The organism is Streptomyces sp. NRRL WC-3618 (genome assembly GCF_001280005.1).
Classification (GTDB): Bacteria; Actinomycetota; Actinomycetes; order Streptomycetales; family Streptomycetaceae; genus Streptomyces.
On sequence record NZ_LGDW01000039.1, the window covers coordinates 1 to 22517 of the forward strand.

A 22517-nucleotide genomic window follows, 5' to 3' on the forward strand; every position below is an offset into this window, starting at 1 on the left:
CCTTCACCTTTCGGATCCAGGTAAGCCATCAGACCCAGAAACCTCCCTTCAGTTCCTCCCGGTTGAACCGGGGATACAACAGAGCGCCTCATGGCGCACTGGCGTTCGTGACCAGTTCCGAGATGATCAGCGCTGCGGGTTCGGCGAAGTCGTTCAGGTGCCATACGGCGAAGGCGTCGCGGACGAGCTTGCGGCCTATCGAGGCCGTCGTCGGCTCGCACGGGAAGGTCTGGCTGTAGGCGGGAGGCCCGGTCGGGGCAGCCTGAACTGGCGTACTGAGACTCGTCATTGGTGGAGCCCTCGTCGTTGTCTCGGCGCCCGGATCACCCCTCGGTGGACTCAGGAGCAGGCCGGGCCGTCAACAGCCGCCCACACTCGCGGAGGAGCAGCCTGTAACCAGACAACTGCCGGTCGTAGCAACCTGGTTAGGACGGTCAGAAGGTTGCCGTACGGCGAAGGCTAGGGTGATTTGACCTCGTCGTTATCTGACGGATGAAGGGTCGTGCGGCTACGGTGCGTGGATGGGCATCACGCGGAACACCGTGCTTGAGGCGTGGATGAATGAGCACGGTCACAGCTCCAACTCCCTTGCCGACGCGGTGAACACGGCCGTGGGGCGACTGACCGGGCGGACCGGCGGCCTGGACGGATCATCCGTCCGTTCCTGGAAAGCGGGACGGGTACGGTGGCCGAAATCGGCTACCCGCAAGGCTCTTGAGGACGTCACCGGCCTGTCCGCCACGGCTTTAGGGTTCGTGCCACGGGGCCGGACCCGGTCCACCCCAGCCGCATTGCAGGAGGACCCCGACATGAAGCGCCGTACCCTCGTCGGCGGCATCGCCGCTGCCGCCGCCGCAGCCGCCGCACCCGGCACCTCAGCCCCCCGCCGTATCAGCATGGGCGATGTCGACCGCCTGCAGCACCGGTTCGGCGAGATCATCGCCAGCGATCACCGCCACGGCGGACAACTCGGCATCGAGCAGCGCGCCGCCGCGCTCGCCGACGAGGCGCTGAACCTCCAGAACGCCGGCAGCGCCAGCCAGCGTGTACGCAGCAGCCTCTACGCCTCCGCAGCGGCGTTCCGCTCCTCGGCGATGTGGGCCGCCATCGACGGCCGCCGCTACGACATCGCCAAGGCGCACATGCGCGAGGCCCAGGCCCTCGCCGAGATGTCCGGCGACCAGGCGATCAAGTTCCGCATCTGGAGTCACGCGGGGACCATGTACCGGCACATGGGCCGACCTGCCGACGCGTTCGCCGCCAACGACGTCGCTCGCAACCTGCACCTCACGCGGCGGGACCCCCTGTTCGCGTCCCTCGGCCTGGCCCGGCAGGGCGCCATCCACGGCGCGGCACAGGACCGCACCGGCACTCGCCGTGCGTTCGAGCAGGCGCAGGACGCCATGCTGCGCGCCGACCACGCCGACTACCGACCCATGTGGATGCTGGCCTTCTACGACCAAGCCGAGCTGGATTCCTTGGCCCTGTCGGCGTACCTGTCCCTCGGTGATTACCAGACCGCCGAATTCCACGCCCACCGCTGCCTGTCTGCCCTTCGGCCCCACATGGTCCGGTCCCGGGCCATTACCACCACCCGGCTCGCGCACGCCCAGCTCGCGCAGGGTGCCTCTGACGCTGCGACGGCGACCGCGATGAAGGTCTCCGTCGACGCTGCCACCCAGCACGCCCGGGTGGCGCGCATGCTGCAGGAGTTCGGGGCCGCATTGCGTGCCACCGCGCCGGGCAGCTCATCCGTGCACACCTGGACCGAGCACGCCGCCGCTTGGAGGATGGCCACATGACCACGGCTGCCACCGACCTGCGCACGTTCACCACACTCGACACCGCCCGCGGCGATCTCCTCGACGTGTACGCCGACGTCCGCGCGCCCCTGCTCCACCTGCCGAACTATGCGGTCACCGCGTTCGGAGAGCGCCTCGAACGGCACAGCACGGAGCCCGGGTTCACGGCCGTCCTCGCGTACGCGGACGGATATCCGGTCGGCTACGCCTACGGCAACACCATCGAGCACGGCGACCGGTACTGGCAGCGCACCTCCCCGGCGCCGGCGCACGAGTACACCGAGCGTCTGGCCGTGGCCCTGAAGGAGATCGGCGTACGTACCCAGTGGCGGGGCACCGGGACCGCGCGGCTCCTCCATGACGCCTTCCTCGCCGCACGCGACGAGCCGTATGTGACGCTCATGGTCAATCCGGCCGCAGGGGAGGGAAAAGTGCACGCGCTGTACCGGTCGTGGGGATACGAGGACATCGGGCAGAGCCAGCCGTCACCGGCCTCGCCGAACCTCACGGTGATGATCCGCGCTACCTGCTGACCAGTACTCATTCCGCGACGGCCTGCTTCATGTCCCGTGAACGGGCCGCCGCCGTATGTGGGATCTTCCGTTCACTCGCAGGGTTCCCCGTACGGGCCTGCGCAAGGCACGGGATCTCCGCCCTCGGACTGCCGTTCCCTGCGCAGCACTGTGGAATGGGAGAGCAGCGCGATGGGTTAGAGCTCGCGATCTCGATCCCCGTGCCTGCGGGGGTCGTCCCAGTGCTGGGCAGGTGTGGCATCGCTCGCAGGCCACCCCTGGTGGCAGCTGGTCGGCCTGGATCCTTCGACGGCGCGCTGGGGCCGTAACTCCGGCTCCGGGTGCGCACTCATCCGCAGCGCGGGGCAGTGCGACAGTCGTGCTGCCCCGTACGGCGCGAGCGTTCGTTCTCGCTCTGTACGGGGCGGATGTGGTCGTCAGCGACGGCCGCGGAACTTGCCCAGCAGGCGCTTGGCCTGTTCTCGTCGGCGGGGGTCGGCTGCGGCTCGCCGTGCCTGCTCGGCCGCACGACGTCCTTGAGGGCTCCTTGCGAACTGCTTGATCCGTTCGATCATGTGTGGCATGCGACTCCATCCCTCGGTACCGGCGAGCGCCTTCCTCAGTTCGGCTACCCCTTGTGGGACGAATCAGCCCTCCCGTCGGCGGGCCGCCTTCGCCTCCTCGACGACGGCGTCCACCAGGCCGGCTCCGGTCAGGTCCCGCCCGTAGCCAGAGAAGAACCCGTCCGGGCGCGGCCGGCCGACGCCCGGCCGAGCGAAGGGTTCCCGGTATCCACCTTCGGTGGCCGAAAAAAGCTCTTGCCGGGCCGGGGCAACCTTTTCGGGGGCCGTGACGACTGGGTGGTGTTCGGGCCAGGCGGTCCGGACAGAGGCAACGGTCGACCGAAAGAGAGCACCTAAATGTTCCCTCCCCCCTCCACGTCGCCGGAGGCGCCGCCCGTCGGTGGTCGCGCCAGCCGTCGTCGCCGTGGTCGACTGTCGCTCCGCTCAGCCGTTCCGGAGCGACGCCAGGGGCACCGTGGCCGTCGGCTGTACCAGCGTCGGAGTCTCTGGGCGGCCGTCGTCCTGGCTGTCGGGGGCGGCTCCGTGGCCCTGGTCAACACGGCCTCGGCGGGAGTCGTGGACACGAAGTCCTGGTACGTGCTGGTCAACCGCAACAGCGGCGAGGTGCTGGACGGCCTCGGCTACGCCTCGTACGACGGTGCGGCGGTGGTGCAGTGGGGCCAGCACGGCGGGGCCAACCAGCAGTGGCGGTTCATCGACTCGGGTGACGGGAACTACCGGCTGCAGAACCGGAACTCCGGCAAGGTGCTCGACGACTTCGGCTGGTCCAAGAGCGCCGACTCCGCCATGGTGCAGTGGGCCGACCGGAACGGCGCCAACCAGCAGTTCCAACTGAAGAAGCAGTCGGACGGCTATGTGCGTCTGATCAATCGCTTCAGTGGCATGGCCGTCGAGGTCAAGAACAGCTCCAAGGCCGAAGGGGGCCGCGTCACCCAGCAGCAGGACAAGGGCGGCGCCAACCAGCAGTGGAAGCTCGTCCCGGCCGGGAGCATCGGCGGCACCGGGAGCACCGGGAGCACCGGGAGCACGGGGAGTACGGGGAGTTCGGGGAATACGGGGAGCTCAGGCAGCACCCCCACGCCCAGCACGGCCACCAAGCCGGGCGGCAGCGTTCCGACCAGCCAGGCGCCGAGCGACACCCACTCGCCGTCGGCCCCGGCGGCGCCTCCGGCCGCCGGTGGCGGTACCGGTGGCGGCAGCTCGGCGGCAGGTTTCATTGGCGGTGACAAGGTGCTCATCGGTGGCTCGATGTCCGACGCCTCGGCGGCCGCCGCGCCGTTCGACGTGCGCTACGCCTACGTGCACAGCCAGCCCGCGCCCTCCTCGGACTACTACACGGCATCGAAATGCAAGGCCCAGTGGTCGAGCTGGTGGGGCTGCTGGAGCGGTGACACCACGGCGCCCGGTTTCTACGTGACCTGGGGCGACGAGCATGTGGCCAAGGCGACGTACCAGGGCAAGCCGCGCCCGCAGAAGAACTTCTGGACCTGGTACTCGCTGCGCGACCTCGGGGATCTCGCGGGCGAGGGCGACGGTCCGGGCGAGGTCAAGGCCATCAACAGGACCGACCTGCTCACCCGCTACATGCACGACTACCGCTTCTTCCTCCAGAAGATCGGCAACTCGCACGACATGATCGACATCGAGCCCGACTTCTGGGGCTACGTCCGGTCGCTCGGCAACGCGCACAAGGTCGCCGCACAGGTCACGGCCTCGAATCCGACGGACTGCGGATCGCAGGAGAACAGCGCCGCCGGCCTGTCCCGTTGCCTGATCGCGATGGCACACAAGTACGCGCCGAACACGGGCGCCGGGTTCCACCTGACCTGCTGGGACTGGCAGAACAGCGTCCAGAAGTGCGTTGACGACTACACGGACCTCGGGGCGAAGGACGCCGACTTCCTGGTCTCCGACGTGTCGGACCGCGACGCGGGCTGGTACGCGCTGCCGGAGCACGGCGGCCGTGACACCTACTGGAACGACCAGAAGGCCGCCGACGCGCTGAAGTTCTACAAGACGATGGCCGAGTCGGTGGGCAAGCCGGTGGTTCTGTGGCAGATCCCCCTGGGCAACATGGCGCAGAACAACACCCTCAACCACTACAAGGACGACAAGGTGGACTGGCTCTTCGGGCACATGGACCAGGTGGCGAACGCGCATATCGCCGGCCTCCTGTTCGGTGCGGGCCAGCAGGAGCAGACCTCGGTCGAGTCCGACGGCGGAAACCTGATCAACAAGACGATCGCGTACGGCAAGTCGGGTGGTACGGCGCTCAAGTAGGCGCCCGCGGCAGGTCGGCCCGCGTGTCGAAGGGGCCGCGTTCGTCCCCTTCGACACGCCGAGGACTCCTCGGCCGGTGCCGACCCCTCGGCCGCCCCGGGGTCGTGGACCGGGTGCCAGAGGCGGACGACGGTGCCTTTCGCGCCCGGAGCGGTGAGGGTAGGTTCGGCCGCACCCAATCACCCACAGGGAGCCTCCTCACAAGGAGCCTCCCCACAAGGAGCCACCCCACAAGGAGCCAGACCATGCCCGGTCGTCCGAGCGCGCGTTGACGTCGTAGGCCCTGATCGGCCCGTCATCGCGTGCTGCCCTTGATGTTGCGGCACAGCGAGCCCTCCCCGCCTGAACCGTGCACCGTCGGTCCGGCGGCCCTCGTTTTCGGCGACCCAAGGGATCCCCCGTGCCGTCCGCTGCCTCCGGCTCCAGCCGACCCGTACCGCCTGTACTCAGCGAACCGGGCGATCCGGGCGTTCCGCCGGCCCTCTGGCGCACCCCCGACTTCCGCAGCCTCTGGGTGGGCCAGACGGCCTCCCAGCTCGGTGAGCACGCGAGTCTGGTGGTTCTGCCGCTCTTCGCCGTACTGGTGCTCAACGCCGGTGCCGGGCAGTTGGGTGTTCTCCGTGCGGTCGGGCAGGCGCCGATCCTGTTGTTCTCGCTCTTTGCCGGTGCGTGGGTCGACCGGTGGCGGGCTCGCAGCGTGATGGTGCTGACGGACGTCGGCCGGGCCCTGGCGCTGGGTGCCGCTGCCGTGGCCGGGCTGTTCGGCTGGCTCGGTCTGCCGGTGCTGTGCGTGGTTGCCTTCGCCGTTGGGGCCCTGTCCGTGTTCTTCGACGTGGCGTATCAGGTGTCTCTCGTACGGCTGGTGGACCGCGATCAACTGGTACGCGGCAACAGTGCACTTGAGGGCAGCCGGTCCGCAGCGCAGATCGGGGGTCCGGCTCTCGGCGGGGCGTTGGTGTCACTCCTGTCGGCGCCCGTCGCCGCCGCCTCCAGCGCGCTGTTCTTCGCGCTCTCGGTGCTGTCGATCCGGCGGATCCGACAGGTCGAATCGGTGCCGGAGCTACCGGAACGGGCCCCTCGGGTCTGGCGGCGGATCCATGAGGGCCTCCGTTTCGTTGTCGGCGACAGTTCACTGCGTACCGTGTGCCTCGCGTCGGCCGCCTTCCAGTTCTCCTTCGCGGCCCTGATGACCGTCTATCTGCTCTTCCTGCCGCGCGAGCTGCGTCTGTCGGGCACCGCCGTCGGGCTGGCGCTCGCGGCGACGGGGCCCGGAGCACTCCTGGGTGCGGTGCTCGCCGCCCGTCTGCCGAGCCGGTTCGGACACGGCACGGTGCTGGTGGCCGCGGCGGTCCTTGGTGACGGCGCGTTTCTGTGTGTGCCCGCGCTGCACGGCTCCTCTGTGGTGACGGTTGCCGCGCTCCTCGCGGTCAGCTTCGTGTTCGGGGCCGGCGGTCAGTTGGTGAATGTCACGGTGATGGCCGTCCGCCAGGCCGTCACTCCGGACGGAATGCAGGGCCGCGCGGCGGCGACGATCACGTTTGTGGGGATGGGGCTGACTCCGCTCGGGTCCTTGCTCGGCGGGCTGCTCGCGCAGGAGTGGGGGCTGCGCACCAGCCTGCTGGTGACGGCCGCAGGCATGCTGCTGTCCCCGGCGGTGATGGCGCTGTCCCCGCTCGCCCGCCTGGGACGCACGCTTCCGCAACCGTGCTCATAGCTATGGCCGTGTCCGACGGGCAGCTGCCGGAGCTGGACTGAACCGAGAGGCGTGCGCGCTGGAGCTGCCGGTGCCAGGTTGGTGCCCCGGCACCGGCACAGATACGTGGCCTCGAAGTTCCGTCCCTGCCACGTCAGTTCAGGGCCGCTCCCGCCTCAGTACCCCACCCGGAACGTAGCGTCCTGCTGCTCGCCAGCCGTAGAGATCGGGTCGATGCGCAGCACAAAGTTCGAGTGCCGTATGTACCGCGTCGGGTAGTTGTACGACCGGAAGGACGACCACGAGCTGTCCGCCAGCCCCGCCGTCCGATAGAACGTCGCGTCGCCCGCGAACGTCGATGTGCCGTCGTTGACGTCGAGTTGGAGGGCGTAGTTGTAGTGCCGGAGGTAGCGGGTCGGGTAGTTGACCGACTGGAAGGAGACGCCGGTGCTGTCGGCGAGGCCCGGGACGAGCTTCCACTGTGAGTCGGTGTACAGGTCGAAGGGGTATTCGTCTATGCGCCCGACGTTGTTGGCGTGGCGGACGTAATGGGACGGGTAGTTGTACGACTTGAGGCGGTTCCAGGCCGGGGCGCCCCACTTGGCGAGCAGGTTGTCGTACTCGGTTGTCGTAATGGTCGTGATGCCGCAGTGCTTGGAGTTGACCGGCTGGGTGTACGTCTTCTGGTCGAGCGCGGTCCACGTGCCGGAGGCCAGGTTGCTGGTCTGCCAGGCGTAGAAGACGCCGTTCGGCGTGTAGGTGTCGCCCCAGAGGTACCAGTTCCCGGATGTCAGCGACTTGTACACCGTCGGTGCCTCGGTGCCGCCGTGCGACACTCCCGCGCTGTACTCGGTGAAGCTGCCTGGGTTGAGGGTGGTGGAGCGGGCGGACACCAGGGTCTGGTTCTTCTTGAAGAACAGGTAGTTGTAGCCGTTGACCCCGACCGCCATGTCCCCGTCGATCACTTCGTAGCCGGGGTCGAAGAAGACCTGCGGGGCCGATGCCGTGACGAAGTCGCTGGTGTAGTTGACCATGATGACGTTGTGGCCGCTGGAGTTGACCGCCGAGTAGATCACCGCGTACTGGCCCCGGCCCGCGTCCCAGAACGCCTCGGGTGCCCAGCTGTGCGTGGTCATGTCGTGGAGTTTCAGGCGCCGGTAGCCGGTGAAGGTGCGCAGGTCGGCGGAGTCCCAGACATGGATGTACTGGCTGTTGTACGCCCAGTCCGTGCCCTTGAGGTCGGTGGCGAGGACGACGAACGTGCCGTCCTGCTTGCGCATGAGGAACGGGTCGCGCAGGCCGAGGGCGCCCGCGGTGGGGGTCACCACGGGGTTGTTCTGATTCAGCGGCGTCCAGTTCAGCGAGTCGGTGCTGACGGCCAGGTGGAGGCCGTAGTCGGTGCCCGCCCCGAGGCTCGTCGACTCGGTGAAGTAGCACATCACGTACGCCGAGTCGGCCGCGTGGGCGGTGCCGGCGCCGAGGGTCATCACGCCGGACATGGCGAGCGGAGTGGTGGCGGCCATGCCGAGGAAGAGGCGGCGGGACGGCTGGGGCCTTGTGCTCATCGTGATCTCCAAGCGGGTGCGGTGCGGTGCGGGCGCGAGTGCGGCTCTGGGAGCGGAGTGAGCGGCTGGGTGACGTGTGAGAGGGAGAGATGGAGGGGGAATCGTGGACGAAGCACGCGGCCAGCAAGCGAATTGGCCGATATTTCGAACTAGGTTCGGAAAGTCGATCAGAAGGTAGATCGCCCCACCCTGCTCGTCAATCACTCTGGCGAGGCTGTGGAGATTTTTTTTTGCGGCGGTTGCCACGTGACCCTCTGCCCCCTGCCCTCTCTGCCCTCGGCGGAAGCCGCCAGCGGCTTTCGCGCGGCCAGGGGCAGAGTGCTCGTCGGAGTACGATGATCCGACCCCCGGCGGAGGACCTGGCGGCGGGTTCCGTAGTTGAGGAGATGCGTGACCGTGGCTGCCCGACGGCTTCCCTCATCGGTCTGGGTCACCGGTCTGACCGTGGGCGCGGTCGCCGTGGTCGCCGCGCTGGCCGTGAAGGCGGAGCAGGGTCCGCAGCCCCACGCCACCGCCGCCAAACCCAAAGCGTCGGCCTCGGCGAAGCCCTCCGGCAAGCCCAGCCAGGCTGCCGAGGTGGCCGTTCCGGACGAGTCGGGGACCGGGCGGCGGGTCGTCTACTCGCTCGGGCAGAAGCGGGTCTGGCTCGTCGACGCGAGTGAGCAGTCCCGGCGTACGTTCGTGGTGTGGCCGGGCTCGGTGAGCCCGGAACCGGGCAGGTACACGGTGGGGCAGCGCGACGAGGCCCGTACCGGCTCCGACGGCGTCCCGATCGAGCACGTCATGTTCTTCGCCACCGGCTCCGGGCTCTCCATCGCCTTCTCCAACGCCGTCGACGGCGCCTCACCGCGGCCCGCGCCCGGCGTCCGAACGGGCGGCATCCGCATGTCCAAGGCGGACGGCACCGCCCTGTGGGCCTTCGGGGACACGGGGACCGCGGTGACGGTCGTCAAGTAGGGCTGCTCCCTACGTCTGGGCCTGGGACTGGGACTGGGACTGGGACTGGGATGGGGACTCGGACTGGGACTGGGGCTGGTCCTCGGGCTTCGTCGCCGTGCCCGCCGACAGGTGGATCACCAGCAGCACCATCCCGCTCAGCAGGAACACCCGTGTCGCCGCGTCCAGTCCGTTCCAGTCGTCCGACTGCCACATAGCGAACCACTCACCGCCGATCGCGATGAAACCGGCGCCGAACAGCAGCATCAGCATCAGCAGACCGTACGTCGAGACGCGCCGCGCCCGTTCGAGGTCGCGGCGCGCCCACAGCCACGTACCGGCGACGAGGACGAGCGCGGCGACCGTCTCCCACGCGATGATCGCCACGTACGCCGCGTCCGCGAGGCCCTTGGACGTGATCGCCCGCCACATCAGGTCGTCGTCCTTGAACGTGGTGTCCATCGCGAGGACATGGCGCACGAACTGCTGGTTGGAATCGAAGTCGGTGATGTTGCCGAGCGCCACCAGGGCTATGTAGAGGCCGACGGTCGCTGTCAGCAGCGTCGCGGCGAGGGTGAGCGCGGTGTGCGGGGGGCGTGGGGGGTGGGCGGTACTGGTGGGGTGGGGGGTACCTGAGGTGGTCATGGAACAACTCTATGGACCGGTCCGTAACCCGTCTTCCCGCACCCGGTGCGGGAGTTGGGCCAGACTGGTGCACGCCCCAGAGGCAAGAAGCGACACACACCGGTCACAACACTAGGAGACGTACGGATGCCCCAGGCGTCGCGCCCGTCGATGCGGCAGCTGATCCAGCAGCGGCGACGCGCCGGATTTGTCGGCCGGGGAGCCGAACGCGCCGCGTTCCGGGCCAACTTCGACCTGCCGCCGGACGACGAACGCCACCGCTTCCGCTTCCATGTGCACGGCAACGCCGGTGTCGGAAAGACCTTCCTGGTACGGGAGTTGGAGCAGCAGGCCAAGGAACGCGGCGCGCTCACCGCGTACGTCGACGAGGGCGCCGGCAGCGTTCCGGAGGCGCTCGCGGTGATGTGCCGCCAGTTCGCCGCGCAGGGACGGCGCTTCAAGGAACTGGAGCGGCTCCTGGCCGCCCACCGTGAGCGGCGGCACGAGGCGGAGTCCGCCGTCGCGAGCCTCGAAAGCCTTGAACCGCAGGCCGAGGGACCCTCGGCGGGCAGTCTGACGGCCGCCCGGATCGGGCTCGTCGGCGCCGGACTCATCCCGCTCGTCGGACCGTTCGCCGGTGCCCTCCCCGCCGACCGGATCGCCCAGGGCGCCGACCGGGTACGGGCCGGGATCGCCGCCCGGCTGCGCAACCAGGACGACGTGCAGCTGGTCCTCGCACCCGAGCGCGTCCTCACGCCGGTGCTGCTCGCCGAGCTGGACGACATCTGCGCGGCCGTGCCCTGGATCGTCCTGTTCCTCGACACGTACGAACGCACCGGCCCCTTCCTCGACGGCTGGCTGCACGACATCATGACCACCGACCGCTACGGCGACCTCTCCTTCCCCTCCAACCTCGTCCTCGTGACCGCAGGTCAGCGGCCCTTCGACACGGGACGCTGGGGCGGCTTCGCCGACTTCGTCACCGAGGTGCCGCTCGGGCCGTTCACGGAGGCCGAGGCGCGCGGGCTGCTCGCCGACAAGGGGGTGACGGACGAGCCGGTCGTCGAGGAGGTGCTGCGGCTCACCGGTGGGCTGCCGGTGCTGGTGTCGACCCTCGCCGAGGCCCGCCCCACCGACCCGGACGACGTCGGCGACCCCAGCGCGACCGCCGTGGAACGGTTCCTGAAGTGGGAGACCGACCCGGTACGCCAGGCCGCCGCCCTCGCCTGCGCCCTGCCCCGGCGCCTGGACGCGGACGTCTTCCGCGCCGCCGTCGACTGCGAGGAGGGCCAACTCGACGCGCTCTTCGGCTGGTTGAGGTCGCTGCCGTTCGTCAGCGAGCGCGGCGACCGGATCCAGTACCACGACGTCGTACGCGCCCCGATGCTCCGCCTGCAACGCCGGCGCTCCCCGCGCGGCTGGGCCGAACGGCACACCCGCCTCGCCGAGACCTACGCGCGCTGGCGGACGGAGGCCGAAGTCCGGCTGACCGCCGATGAGTTGTGGGGCGAGGAGGAGTGGCGTGAGCTGCGGCTCGCGGAGTCCTACCACCTGCTGTGTGCGTCCCCTCGTACCGCGCTGCCCGTCGTCCTGCGGGACGGCGTCGGCGCCTGCGACCACGGGGAGGTGGTCGCCCGGCGGTGGGCGCGCGTACTGGTGGAGGCGGGCGACGACAACGAGGCGTCGGCCGTGGGTGGTTGGGGACGCGACCTGATCGCCGCGCTGTCCGAGGAGGAGGGCGGCGGGGTGCTCGGCGCGCTCGCGCTGCTGCTGGCGCGGGCCGGGCTCGACCCGCGTGTGCAGGCTGTCGCGCGCATGCTGCGCGGGCGTGAACTGCGGCTGGGCGGGGAGTACGAGAGGGCCCTCGCCGAGTACGAACTGGCCGTCGCCCTCGATCCGGAGCTGGAGCGCGCCTACTACGGCCGGGGCGTCACCCGCGCCGAACAGCGGGACTACGCCGGTGCCATCGCCGACCTCGACCGGGCCGACGAACTCGCCCCCGACACCGCCCGCGTGCTGTTCGTACGCGGCGACTACCACCGCATCCTCGGCCACCACGAGGAAGCGGTCCGTGACCTCGACCGGGCCGTCGTCCTCGGACCCGACCTGGCCGGCGCCTGGGCCTCCCGTGGTGTCGTCCGGCACGGCGCCGGGAACATCGAGCAGGCCCTCGCCGACCTCGACCGGGCTCTGGAAGTGGACCCCGAGCATCTGTGGTCGCTGGTCCGGCGGGCCCGCGTGCACCGCTCGCGCGGGGATCACGCCGCTCAATTCGCCGACCTGGACCGGGCGGTGGCGCTGGGCCCCGACGTGGCCTGGGTCGCGTGCCAGCGTGGCGACGCGCTGCGGGTCGCCGGCCGCGACACCGAGGCCCTCGCCGACTACGACCGGGCCCTCCAACTCGAACCGGCCTACGCGTCGGGGTACGCCAGCCGGGGCGTCTCGCGCAGCCGGCTCGGCCGCCACGACGAGGCGCTCGCCGACCTCGACAGGGCGCTGGAGCTGAATCCGTCGTACCTCTGGGCGCTGGTGCAGCGCGCGGTGGTGCACCGACGGGTCGACAGATACGAGGCGTCGTACGAAGACGCCCACCGGGCGGTCGAGTTGGAGCCGGACAGCGCGTGGGCGCTGTGGAACCGGGGCGAGGCGCTGCGCTGCCTGGACCGGTACGAGGAGGCGCGCGCGGACCTGGACCGGGCGCTCTCGCTGGCGCCGGACAGCACGTGGGCGATCGGCTGCCGGGGCGCCGTATTGCACGAACTGCGGTTGTACGGTGAGGCGTTGGCGGATCTGGACCGGGCGGTCGCGCTCGATCCGGACGGCGCCTGGCATCTGATGCGCCGGATCATGACCCTGCTGGCGGTGGGCCGGCCGGACGACGCCCGCACCGACCTCCACCGCTACCTCGAGATCGGCGACGACCTGGCGTGGGCGCACCACACCCTCGCGCAGATCCACCTCCTCGACGGGCGACCCGAGGACGCTGCGTCGGCGCTCGGGGCGGCCGGGCGGCACGGGCTCGTGGAACCGGCCGGCCTGGAGGAGCTGGCCCGCACCCAGCGGCGGGCGGGGCAGTGGGCGGCGGCCCGGGAGACGGCGGAGCGGATGCGGGTCCTGCACGAGGCGGGCGGCGCCTTCTGCCTCGCCCTCGCGGTCGGCGGCGAGCAGGGCGTCGAGGCCGCCCGCCCGGTCTGGCGCGAGGCGCACGGGCTGGCCTCCGGCCCGGGTCTGACCGAGGGCGCCGCCGGCTTCCTGCACGCGGTGATCGCGGCGGGCCTCGGCGACTGGGCGGACCTGGACGAACACCTCGCCAGTCTCCTCACGGGGACGCGGGAGTGGGTGGACGTGGCGTGGCTGGCCGACCTGCTGGGCGAGGTCGCGCGGGCGCGGGGCGGGCCGGCGGCGGACGGCGAGCAGCTCGCAGTACGGCTGGAACGGGTACGGGAGGCCGGGGAGGGGATCCGGCGGCGGTATGCGCGGTGACGCGGGTGTGAGGGACCTGTGGTGTTTTCCGTGCGTCGCGCGAGGGGGGACGCAAGCCTCCCCATGGGTGACCGGCCCTCCCCTTCGGTGACCAGCGCGGATCACTCGTGTCGAGTCCTGCCCGCTCATGCCACATTCCGCCTAGAAATCCGAGCCCTGAACAGACCGTTCCCGGTCGATTACAGTGCTGAGCTGTCAATCGTACGAACGCTGCTGTGAGGGAGGTCCGAGGTGGGTGTGATGACATCCGGTGGCGCGACCGGTGCCGCGTCCGGCGCCATCTGGGGCCGTTCCGAACAGCAGGACTTCCGCAGCCGGGTCCGTGGCACCCTGCTCGGCGCGGCCCTCGGCGACGCCCTGGGCGCCCCGCTCGACGGGCTCACCCTCGAATCCGTCCACGAGGCGTACGGCGCGGACGGCCTCACCGATCTGGCCTTCGCGTACGGCAGACGCGGCGCGATCACCGACCTCACCCAGCTCACCCTGTTCACCCTGGACGGCCTGATCCGCGCCCAGGTGCGCCGCGACACCGGCGCCTGGCACCCGCCGACCGACCTGCACCGCGCCTACCGCCGCTGGGCGGCCACCCAGAGCGACTGGGGCCCCGACGAGCGCCGTAAGGAGGACGGCTGGCTGGCCCGCGAGGAGTGGCTGTACGCGCGCCGCGACCCGTCCCTCGCCTGTCTGCTCGGCCTCGGCGACGAGACGATGGGCACCCTGGACGCGCCCAAGAACCCCGGCGAGGCGGGGGCGGAGGCGGCGGCCCGCTCGGGCCCGTTCGGGCTCCTGGTCGGCTGGGAGCCGCAGCTGGTGATGCAGCTGGCGGTGGAGTGCGCCGCGCAGACCCACGGCCACCCCACGGGCTACCTGGCGGCGGGTGCGTACGCCGTGATCGTGCACGGTCTCGCGCGGGGCGAGAGCCTCGACGCGGCGGTTCAGCGGGCGCTGGCCCTGCTGACGGCCCGACCCGGTCACCAGCAGGTCGCGGAGGGCCTCCAGCGTGCTCTGGGCGCCGTGCGTCAGGGCATCCCGTCCCCCGCGCGGGTCACGGACCTGGCCGGCGCGTGTACGGCGGACGGTCTGCTGTCCGTCGCGGTGTACTGCGCGCTGGTCGGCGAGGACGTCCGGCAGGGTCTGTCCCTGTCGGTCAACCACGGCGGCCCCTCGGCCGAGACGGGCGCCCTCACCGGCGGTCTGCTGGGCGCCCTGCACGGCGAGACGGCGCTGCCGCCCGCCTGGCTGGCGGAACTGGAGGGCCGGCCCACGATGCTGATCCTCGCGGACGACTTCGCCATGGAGATGACCCAGGGCCCGGCGCTGCACGGTCCGTCGGGATCCTCCCCGGGGTGGCTCACGCGATACCCACGGGCGTGAGGTTGCGCGGCCCCTCCAGCCCAGGTCGTGTTTCCCACCCACCCACCCACCCGCGCCGCGTCTGCAGCCCAGGTCCGGCCCTTTCAGCCCGTCCGGCGTTTGAGGACGAGGCCCCTTCAGGGCCGAAAGGGGGGTCTGGGGGCGCAGCCCCCAGGTTCAGGATGGGACGGGTAAGGGCGGCGGGGGCGAAAACACACCCGGCACCCCCCGCACCCTCACTCCTTGCCGGGCACCACATCCGCACGCTCCGGCACCGGCACCCGCACCGCCGTACTCCCGCCACCGCCCCCGTCCGTATTCACCGCCTCGATGATCGCCAACCGCTCCGGCGTCTCCTCGGGCCGCACGAACCCGATCAGGACGTACAGCACCAGCGAAACCGCCAGCGGAATCGACACCTGGTACTGGAGCGGCACCCCGCCCTCCACGCTCCAGTTGATCGGATAGTTCACCAGCCAGAACGCGAGCAACCCCATCGACCAGCTGCCCAGCGCCGCCGTCGGCCCCGACCGCCGGAACGGCCGCAGCAGACCCAGCATCATCGGAATCGCCATGGGCCCCATCAGACCGGCCACCCACTTGATGACGACGGTGATGATGTCCTTGAACGTGGGGGAGTTGACCTGCGTCGCCGCGGCCATCGACAGCCCGAGGAAGACCACCGTCGTCACCCGCGCCGCGACCAGCCCCGACGAGTCCGTCCAGGCTCGCGCCCGCTTCCAGACCACTGGCGCGACGTCCCGCGTGAAGACGGCGGCGATGGCGTTCGCGTCGGACGAGCACATGGCCATGGTGTGGGAGAAGAAACCGACGATGACGAGTCCCAACAGCCCGTGCGGCAGCAGCTGTTCGGTCATGAGGGCGTAGGAGTCGGATCCGTCCGGCTTCTGTGACTGGACCAGCAGCGGGGACATCCACATGGGGAAGAACAGGACCAGCGGCCAGACCAGCCACAGGATCGCGGACAGCCGCGCGGACCGCTCGGCCTCCCGGGGACCGGACGTCGCCATGTACCGCTGCGCCTGGTTGAGCATGCCGCCGTTGTACTCGAACAGCTTGATGAAGAGGAACGCGAGCAGGAACACCGTGCCGTACGGACCCACCAGCGGCTTCCCGTGCCCCTGCAGCGCGGGCTCGTCCCAGACTCCGAAGAACCCGCCGTGGTCGTCGAGTTTGCCGACGACCGCCACGAACATGGCCACACCGGCGAGGAGTTGAATGACGAATTGCCCCAACTCCGTGAGCGCGTCGGCCCACAGGCCGCCGATCGTGCAGTACACGGCCGTGATCGCGCCGGTGATGAGGATGCCCTGGTTGAGGGACATGCCGGTGAAGACGGACAACAGGGTGGCGATCGCGGCCCACTTGGCGCCCACGTCCACGATCTTCAGCAGCATCCCGGACCACGCCAGCGCCTGCTGTGTCTTCAGGTCGTACCGATTCTTCAGATACTCCAGCGGGGAGGCCACATGGAGCCGCGAACGCAACCGGTTGATGCGCGGCGCGAACAGCTTGGAGCCGATCGCGATGCCCAGCGCGATGGGGAAGGACCAGGTGACGAAGGACGTGACGCCGTACGTGTAGGCGATGCCGGCGTAACCGGTGAACATCACCGCGCTGTAGCCGGACATGTGGTGGGAGATGCCGGACAGCCACCACGGCATCTTGCCGCCCGCCGTGAAGAAGTCACTGACGTTGTCGACCCGTTTGTGGGACCACACACCGATCGCGACCATCACACCGAAGTAAGCGATGAGCACGGCCCAGTCGAGACCGTTCATGTGCTCCCTCCCAGGGGCGTCGAGCGAGTCGAGCGGGGGTGTCGAGCCCGCTCATCGTCGATTCGCCGACAGGGCAGCGACAACAGCCCGGATGGTCAAGAGGGAGTAAAGAAGTTCGCAGAACTGACTTCAGTTCATGTCCATGAACTCAGCGCAATCAGCGAGGAGTTGGCGGAATATCGGCTACCGCATGAGCTCCCCCGCGTTCACCAGCAACGACTGCCCGGTGATGGCCCGAGCCCGCTCCGACGCCAGAAACACCACCGCGTCCGCGACATCCCCGTCCGTGGCCAGCTCGGGCAACGCCATCCGCTCCGCCAGTCGCCGCCGCACCTCGGCCTCCGGTACCCCGTCCCCCAACGCCGTGAACCGCACGTACGCCTCCACCGGCGGCCCCCACATCCACCCCGGCAGTACGGTGTTGACCCGTATCCGATGGGGACCGAGTTCCCGCGCCAGCGAGTACATCGCGCTCGTCAGCGCCCCCTTGGAGGCGGCGTACGCGGCCTGCCGCACCTGCGTGGGCGCGGCCACGGCGGACTGCGTACCGATGAACACCACACTCCCGCCCCGCTCCTTCAGCGCCGGCAGACATGCTCGCGTCATCCGCAGCGTGCCCAGCAGATTCACCTCCACGACCCGCGCCCAGCTCTCGAAGTGCGCGTCCTCGATCCCCCCGAAGTAGCTGTCCCAGGCCGCGACATGGACGACCCCGTCGATCCGCCCGAACCGCTCGCAGGCCAGCGCGGCCAGCGCCCGGCACTGCTCCTCGTCGGTGATGTCGGTCGCGCGGTACGCCGTGTGCGCCCCGTCCGGATCGAGCTCGGCGGCGGTCTTCACGAGGTGCGCCTCGGTACGCGCCCCGAGCACGGCGTTCCCCCCGTCCCGCACGACAGCCGCCGCGACCTGACGCCCGAGCCCGGCACCGACTCCCGAGACCACCACGGTCTTCCCTGTGAGCAGCGACATCAAAGCCCTCCCCGACTCTGGCGGATTATCTGACGGAGCGTCAGAGTATGGGCGTCCGAAGGAGGAAGGAAGAGGAGGAGGGAGAAGGGCATGGGCGAGAAGGGCATGGGCGAGAAGGGAACGACCGGGACGGGAACGAGCCAGACGGGGACAGGTGAGCGGGAAGTGGGCCGGGGAGAGGCCGGCGAGGAGACTCGCAGTGAGGTGTACGGCGAGCTGGCGGCCGTCGGCCCGTACGGCGTCCACCCGGGCCACGCGCTGATCACCATGGTCGAGCCGCATCCGGGCCACGAGTACGCGTACAACCGCTGGTACGAGGACGACCACTACTACGCCGGCGCGATGGCCATGCCCTGGATGTTCTCCGGCCGCCGCTGGGTCGCGACCCGCGACCTCCAACTCCTGCGCCACCCAGAGAAGTCGGCGATCGGGCAGCCGGTCACGGCGGGCTGCTACCTCTCCACGTACTGGATCACGGAAGGCCGCTACGCCGACCACATGCGCTGGACCGTGGGCATCAACAAACGCCTCAACCGCGACGCCCGCGTCTACCAGGACCGTACCCACGTCTTCACGGCGTTCCAGGACCACCAGGTGACGGTCTACCGGGACGGCGCCGTCGGCCCCCGTGACTTCCACGCCCTGGATCACCCGTACGCCGGCCTGGTGTTGCAGGTCATCGACGCCGAAAGCCCGCAGCAGAGGGCCGAGTTGCTGGAGTGGCTGCGCGCCCGCCACCTGCCGAAGCGGCTGAGCGGCTCACCGGCCGCGATGGTCACCGTCTTCCGCCCGACCCCGCTGCCCGGCGACCGCATGTCCTACGTGAAGCAGGTCGAGGGCGTGGACACCCGGCTGACGCTGCTGTGGTTCCTGGAGGCGGACCCACGGGACTGCTGGGAGCCGTACTTCACGGGTCTGGGCGAGGATGTCGCCGAAGGGGGCCTGGGGCGGGTGGAGTTGGTGGCACCGTTCATTCCGACGGTGCCGGGGACGGATCGGTACGTGGACCAACTCAGGTGACCGGAGCCGGACATGGCCGAGCCCCCTCGGCCAGGACGGCGGGCCAGTCGAGAGGGCTCTTCCTGTGGTGCTTATGGAGTTGTGGGAAGTGACAGTGACGCATCAGACGAGGTCGGACGCACCCCGGCCGATCTCTGCCACGAACGAGTTCCATGAGTCGGCCGGGAAAGCCAGCGTCGGACCGGCCGGGACCTTGGAGTCACGGACCGACATCTCCGCGTGAATGGGGGACTTGACCTCGACGCACGCGCCGTTGCCAGTGGAGTACGAGGACTTCGTCCAGGTGCTCGTGGCGCCTTGCTGAATTGCCATGTTCGCTCCGCTTTGACCAGTGGTGAGTTGCTGTCGCCGACCGGAGGGCACCCTGCGGAGCCCGCGGCACGGTTTGCGCCAACGTTGTTCCTCGATGGCCTGATCGACGCTACTCGCCAACACCGTTGAGCGGACCGGCCGTTCACTCGACCGAGTGGCATATACCGGCTGGGTCTTCCACTGGCGTGATGCGGAGGTGTACCGTGCGTCCCTTGCTTCTCCAGGGTGTCAGTGTGCGTACTCTTTCGCCAATTCCGCGATGAACTGCCGGGATTGGTCCACATTGAGGGCCTGTGCCCGCAAGTGTTCGTACATGACGCTGTACTTCTGAACGTCCTGCGCCTTCTCCAGGTAGAGGTCGCTGGTGACGCCCTCGATGTAGACCACGCTGGAATCGGCCGCGTCGGGGAACTCCAGGATCGCGTACTGGCCGTTGAGACCCGGGTGCGCGCCCATCTCGAACGGGATGACCTGCACGGTGACGTGCGGCAGCTGGGACTGCTCGACCAGGGACTCCAGTTGCTCCCGCATCAGTAGCTTGTTGCCCACGACGCGGCGCAGCGCCGCCTCGTCGAGCACCGTCCACAGCCGCAGCGGGTTCTCCAGAGCGGTGATGCGTTCCTGTCGGCGCAGGCGCACCTGGACGCGGTTCTCGATGTCGCTGGACGGCGTCTCGGGCAACGCGCCCGTGATGAGCGCCTCCGCGTACGGGCGGGTCTGCAACAGCCCCGGGATCACCTGGGGGTCGTACACGCGCAACGACGCCGCGTCCGTCTCCAGTCCGATGTACACGCTGTACGGGACATCCCCGAACGCGTGCCACCAGCCCTGCTGGCGGGAGTCCTTGGCCATCTCCATCAAGGAGTCGACCATCCGCTGGTCCGCGACCTCGTACACCCCGCACAGGTCGCGGACATCGCGCTGACTGATGCTGCGGCGGCCGTTCTCCAGCCTGCTGATCTTCGACTGGGACACCAGGAGCCGCTCGGCGACCTCTTCGGCCGTCATGCCCTTCTGCTCGCGGAGCCTGCGCAACTCCTGCCCCAGCCGGCGTCGCCTGACAGTGGGATTGACGTTGGACGCCATGGGACGTGCACCTCCGGCTGCATGCCTGTACTTGCCACTTTCCGTATCTGCTGTTGAGCAGACTGCCACCAAGGTGCGTGCTACCGCTGGGAAACTGCGGATATGCGGTGTCTGGGCGGGAGATATGCGCCCGGTACACGCCAGTTCGGCGGATTCCGCTTATCCTTCGGGCCCACTCCATGCCGACTTCGCGTACGCATGTGCCGGACGCCATGTGTCGAAGGCAGCGTCAGCAGCGTCGTCAGCAGTGTCAGCAGTGTCAGCAGCGTCCGATGACGACGGCGGCGGTGCCGGGCCTCGGCCGTCGCCGCCGGGTCGCGGACATGCGGCCGCGCGGGGCGGCGAGGGCCTTTTCGGAGTCCTCGCGGACTTCCTCACGATCCTCACCGCCCCGCGCGGCCAGCGGCTCCCGAACCGGTCTTGGGGACTGCGGTGCGGCGCTGTTGATGTCCTGCGTGGTGCGGGATGGTGCGGTGTTACGCGGTACGGGTGTTACGCGGTACGGGTTTCGCGGATCGGGCGTTCGCCGCGGGACTGCGGCTCAGTGAGCCACGGCGCGCGCCATCGGTCCGCGGTGCGGCTGCATCGGAACGCCGCGTGCGGGCTCCGACACCGGCCTGGCTCCGGGGACGGCCTGACGGCCTGCCGGTGCCGGGCTGCGGCGCGGCTGGGCCGCGACGCCGTTCTGCACGTCCATGACAGCGTGGGCCACCAAGCCGCCCATGGGGTCGTGCCGGATCAGGTCCCGCAGCCGGGAGCGGGACGAACGTCCCTCGTTACCCGGATACAGGTGCTTGCCGAGACCGACCGCATGGGCCAGCGCGGCGAGCGCCGCCGTCCGCGGGTCCGGCGGAACGCCGGTGCGGATCGCGGTGTCCAGTCGGGCTCTGATCTCCCGGCTGATCTCCGTGTCCGTCGCTTGATAGCGAGTCGTCGGCAGCACCCCGCACATCTGTCCCGCCACGGCATGAACCATGCCGCACCGCTCGAGATGCGAGAGGTAGGTCTGACGCAGCCCCAGGCGGGGCCCGCCAATCCAGTTGACCGCGCGTACGGGTGCTCCGCGTCGGCGAAGCAGTTCCAACGCACTGTCCAGTGTTGGATCTCCAGTCGGCCGTGGTACGACCACGGCGATACGATCCCCGTCCGGGGCTATCCGTCCGGCCATCGCCAGCTCCACTAGCTGTGCTCCGGCCAGACCGAGGTCGAGCGACTGCGGCTGTGCGGTGGTACCCGTGGCCGGGTCCAACGCCAGCAGAAGAAGCTCTTCCGGAATTGATCTGCGGCTCCTGCCCATCCATGCCTCCCCGCGTGGATGAATGACAGGGTGACCCCTCTCACAATCATCTGTCGAGAGGGCGTGACCAGTTCGTAGTGGAACCAGTAGGTATGTCGTTCTCGTCTACCCCGGGAGCCGGGACTTCGCACAGGACACTGGTAGGAATTCGAACAGTGGTCGTTCGGGCGGCGTCTGACGGTTCACGGTTGATGGTTCACGGTTCACGTTCGGTACGCGCACGAGAGTGTGCGGCGCATGAAGGAGGCATCGGTGGCGGGCGAGTCCCCCGACAGGTCGAAGCAGCGCGAGTCGTCGGAAGAACCGACGTCGGGGAGCGCGGGCCCGGTTCCAGGAGCCAGGGGTGAATCCGGGACCGGGGCGCGCGACCCACGTCTCGCGGTCGCCCGGGACCGGGAGCCCACGGCACGCGGCGGCGTGGACACGGCGACGCGGGTGTTCTCCCGCCCGTCCCTCCAGGCGGAACCGGAAGCGGAATCCTCGGACGCGGACGCGGACGCGGACACGGACGGCGGCGCCGAGGCCGACGGGGGTACGGCGGACAAGGCCACGGAGCCCGAGGACGCGGCGAAGGCCGACGGCACCGACGGCACGGGCAGCACCCGGTTGCGTGCGGCCGTGGCCGCGTGGGTCTCCGGCGCCGAAGAGGGCGAGACTCCGGGCGAGGCGAAGGAAGCCGAAGACGCCGAGGGCGCCGCCGACAAGCCCGCCCCCGACGCGGACGCCTCTGAGGGCGACGAGGAGCCCGCGGCAGGGGCTGACGGCGTCGCCGGGCCGGACGGCCCCTCCGAGGCCGCTGACGGGGCCCCTGAGGCCACCGAGGGGGCTTCCGAGGCTTCCGGTGAGGACTCCTCTGAGCCGGGGGCTGCGCAGGAGAGCGCGGGGAGCGTGTCCGGGCCCGCATCCGCCTCCACAGCTGAGGCTTCCTCCGCATCCGCGCCCCAACTCGCGTCTACGTCCGAGCCCGAGCCCGAGCCCGTCGCGGACGCCAAGTCCGATGCCGCAGCCGTTCCGGAGCCCGAGCCCGTCGCGGACGCCAAGTCCGATGCCGATGGCGACGCCCCCACCGACTCGGACTCGGCCCCCGACGACGCGCCCGCCAAGGCCACCGCCAAGGCCACCGACGACCCGGCTCCGAAGAAGCCTCCCGTCGATGAGCCCCCCGTAGACCAACCCACCGCCATCTTCAAAGCCCCACG

Annotated in this window: 16 protein-coding genes and 1 pseudogene; 9 read left to right on the forward strand and 8 right to left on the reverse strand. The window is 69.8% G+C overall.

Annotated elements, in window-relative coordinates:
* Positions 1 to 88: 88 nt before the first annotated feature.
* A complete protein-coding gene (locus ADL01_RS05890) occupies positions 89 to 289 on the reverse strand; it encodes a hypothetical protein (RefSeq protein ID WP_053740820.1) in 201 nt (66 codons plus the stop codon).
* 232 nt (positions 290 to 521) lie between these two features.
* On the opposite strand from ADL01_RS05890, the gene ADL01_RS05895 reads away from it, so the two are divergent.
* The 4 genes from ADL01_RS05895 (at position 522) to ADL01_RS05910 (ending at position 6892) form a co-directional block, all read left to right on the forward strand.
* A complete protein-coding gene (locus tag ADL01_RS05895) occupies positions 522 to 1802 on the forward strand; it encodes a Tat pathway signal sequence domain protein (RefSeq protein WP_107090818.1) in 1281 nt (426 codons plus the stop codon).
* Positions 1799 to 2335 (forward strand): GNAT family N-acetyltransferase, encoded by a 537-nt coding sequence (locus tag ADL01_RS05900; RefSeq protein ID WP_053740821.1) that lies wholly within the window; start codon positions 1799 to 1801, stop codon positions 2333 to 2335. The genes ADL01_RS05895 and ADL01_RS05900 overlap by 4 nt, the downstream gene beginning before the upstream one ends.
* Before the next feature lie 1085 nt (positions 2336 to 3420).
* Positions 3421 to 5178, forward strand: coding sequence for an RICIN domain-containing protein (locus ADL01_RS05905; protein WP_234354514.1), 1758 nt, complete (start codon positions 3421 to 3423; stop codon positions 5176 to 5178).
* 400 nt (positions 5179 to 5578) lie between these two features.
* Positions 5579 to 6892 carry an MFS transporter gene (locus ADL01_RS05910; protein ID WP_078960346.1) on the forward strand — a complete coding sequence of 438 codons (1314 nt, stop codon included), beginning with the start codon at positions 5579 to 5581 and terminating at the stop codon, positions 6890 to 6892.
* Positions 6893 to 7047: 155 nt separating this feature from the next.
* Here ADL01_RS05910 and ADL01_RS05915 read toward each other — a convergent pair whose 3' ends face one another.
* Positions 7048 to 8436, reverse strand: a complete 1389-nt coding sequence (locus ADL01_RS05915) for a glycoside hydrolase family 43 protein (RefSeq protein ID WP_053740822.1) — start codon at positions 8434 to 8436, stop codon at positions 7048 to 7050.
* 390 nt (positions 8437 to 8826) lie between these two features.
* Between ADL01_RS05915 and ADL01_RS05920 the strand changes: the two genes are divergently transcribed.
* Positions 8827 to 9393, forward strand: a complete 567-nt coding sequence (locus ADL01_RS05920) for a L,D-transpeptidase (RefSeq protein ID WP_053740823.1) — start codon at positions 8827 to 8829, stop codon at positions 9391 to 9393.
* Positions 9394 to 9402: 9 nt separating this feature from the next.
* Here ADL01_RS05920 and ADL01_RS05925 read toward each other — a convergent pair whose 3' ends face one another.
* Positions 9403 to 10017 (reverse strand): DUF2165 domain-containing protein, encoded by a 615-nt coding sequence (locus ADL01_RS05925; protein ID WP_234354515.1) that lies wholly within the window; start codon positions 10015 to 10017, stop codon positions 9403 to 9405.
* A 126-nt stretch (positions 10018 to 10143) separates the two neighbouring features.
* Here ADL01_RS05925 and ADL01_RS05930 point away from each other — a divergent pair, with 126 nt between their 5' ends.
* Together ADL01_RS05930 and ADL01_RS05935 are read left to right on the forward strand one after the other, a co-directional pair.
* Positions 10144 to 13479: an ATP-binding protein gene (locus ADL01_RS05930; protein WP_053740824.1), complete on the forward strand. Its 3336-nt coding sequence runs from the start codon at positions 10144 to 10146 to the stop codon at positions 13477 to 13479.
* Between the two features lie 240 nt (positions 13480 to 13719).
* Positions 13720 to 14853: an ADP-ribosylglycohydrolase family protein gene (locus ADL01_RS05935; protein ID WP_053740833.1), complete on the forward strand. Its 1134-nt coding sequence runs from the start codon at positions 13720 to 13722 to the stop codon at positions 14851 to 14853.
* 215 nt (positions 14854 to 15068) lie between these two features.
* Here the strand turns inward: ADL01_RS05935 and ADL01_RS05940 are convergent, their stop codons facing one another.
* Together ADL01_RS05940 and ADL01_RS05945 are read right to left on the reverse strand one after the other, a co-directional pair.
* Complete coding sequence (locus ADL01_RS05940) at positions 15069 to 16634, reverse strand: sodium:solute symporter family protein (RefSeq protein ID WP_053740825.1); 1566 nt, start codon at positions 16632 to 16634, stop codon at positions 15069 to 15071.
* 183 nt (positions 16635 to 16817) lie between these two features.
* The gene (locus ADL01_RS05945; protein ID WP_053740826.1) at positions 16818 to 17603 is read right to left on the reverse strand and encodes an SDR family oxidoreductase; all 786 of its coding nucleotides are present in this window, start codon (positions 17601 to 17603) and stop codon (positions 16818 to 16820) included.
* A gap of 90 nt (positions 17604 to 17693) precedes the next feature.
* On the opposite strand from ADL01_RS05945, the gene ADL01_RS05950 reads away from it, so the two are divergent.
* A complete protein-coding gene (locus ADL01_RS05950; protein WP_234354516.1) occupies positions 17694 to 18623 on the forward strand; it encodes a hypothetical protein in 930 nt (309 codons plus the stop codon).
* Positions 18624 to 18725: 102 nt separating this feature from the next.
* On the opposite strand, the gene ADL01_RS05955 is transcribed toward ADL01_RS05950, so the two are convergent.
* From ADL01_RS05955 to ADL01_RS05965, 3 genes are all read right to left on the reverse strand, one after another.
* Positions 18726 to 18935, reverse strand: a complete 210-nt coding sequence (locus tag ADL01_RS05955) for a DUF397 domain-containing protein (protein ID WP_053740827.1) — start codon at positions 18933 to 18935, stop codon at positions 18726 to 18728.
* A gap of 228 nt (positions 18936 to 19163) precedes the next feature.
* Positions 19164 to 20021 (reverse strand): helix-turn-helix domain-containing protein, encoded by an 858-nt coding sequence (locus tag ADL01_RS05960; protein WP_053740828.1) that lies wholly within the window; start codon positions 20019 to 20021, stop codon positions 19164 to 19166.
* 541 nt (positions 20022 to 20562) lie between these two features.
* A complete protein-coding gene (locus ADL01_RS05965; protein WP_053740829.1) occupies positions 20563 to 21318 on the reverse strand; it encodes a GOLPH3/VPS74 family protein in 756 nt (251 codons plus the stop codon).
* Between the two features lie 237 nt (positions 21319 to 21555).
* On the opposite strand from ADL01_RS05965, the pseudogene ADL01_RS44510 reads away from it, so the two are divergent.
* A pseudogene (locus ADL01_RS44510) lies at positions 21556 to 22517 on the forward strand (hypothetical protein); the annotation flags it as partial.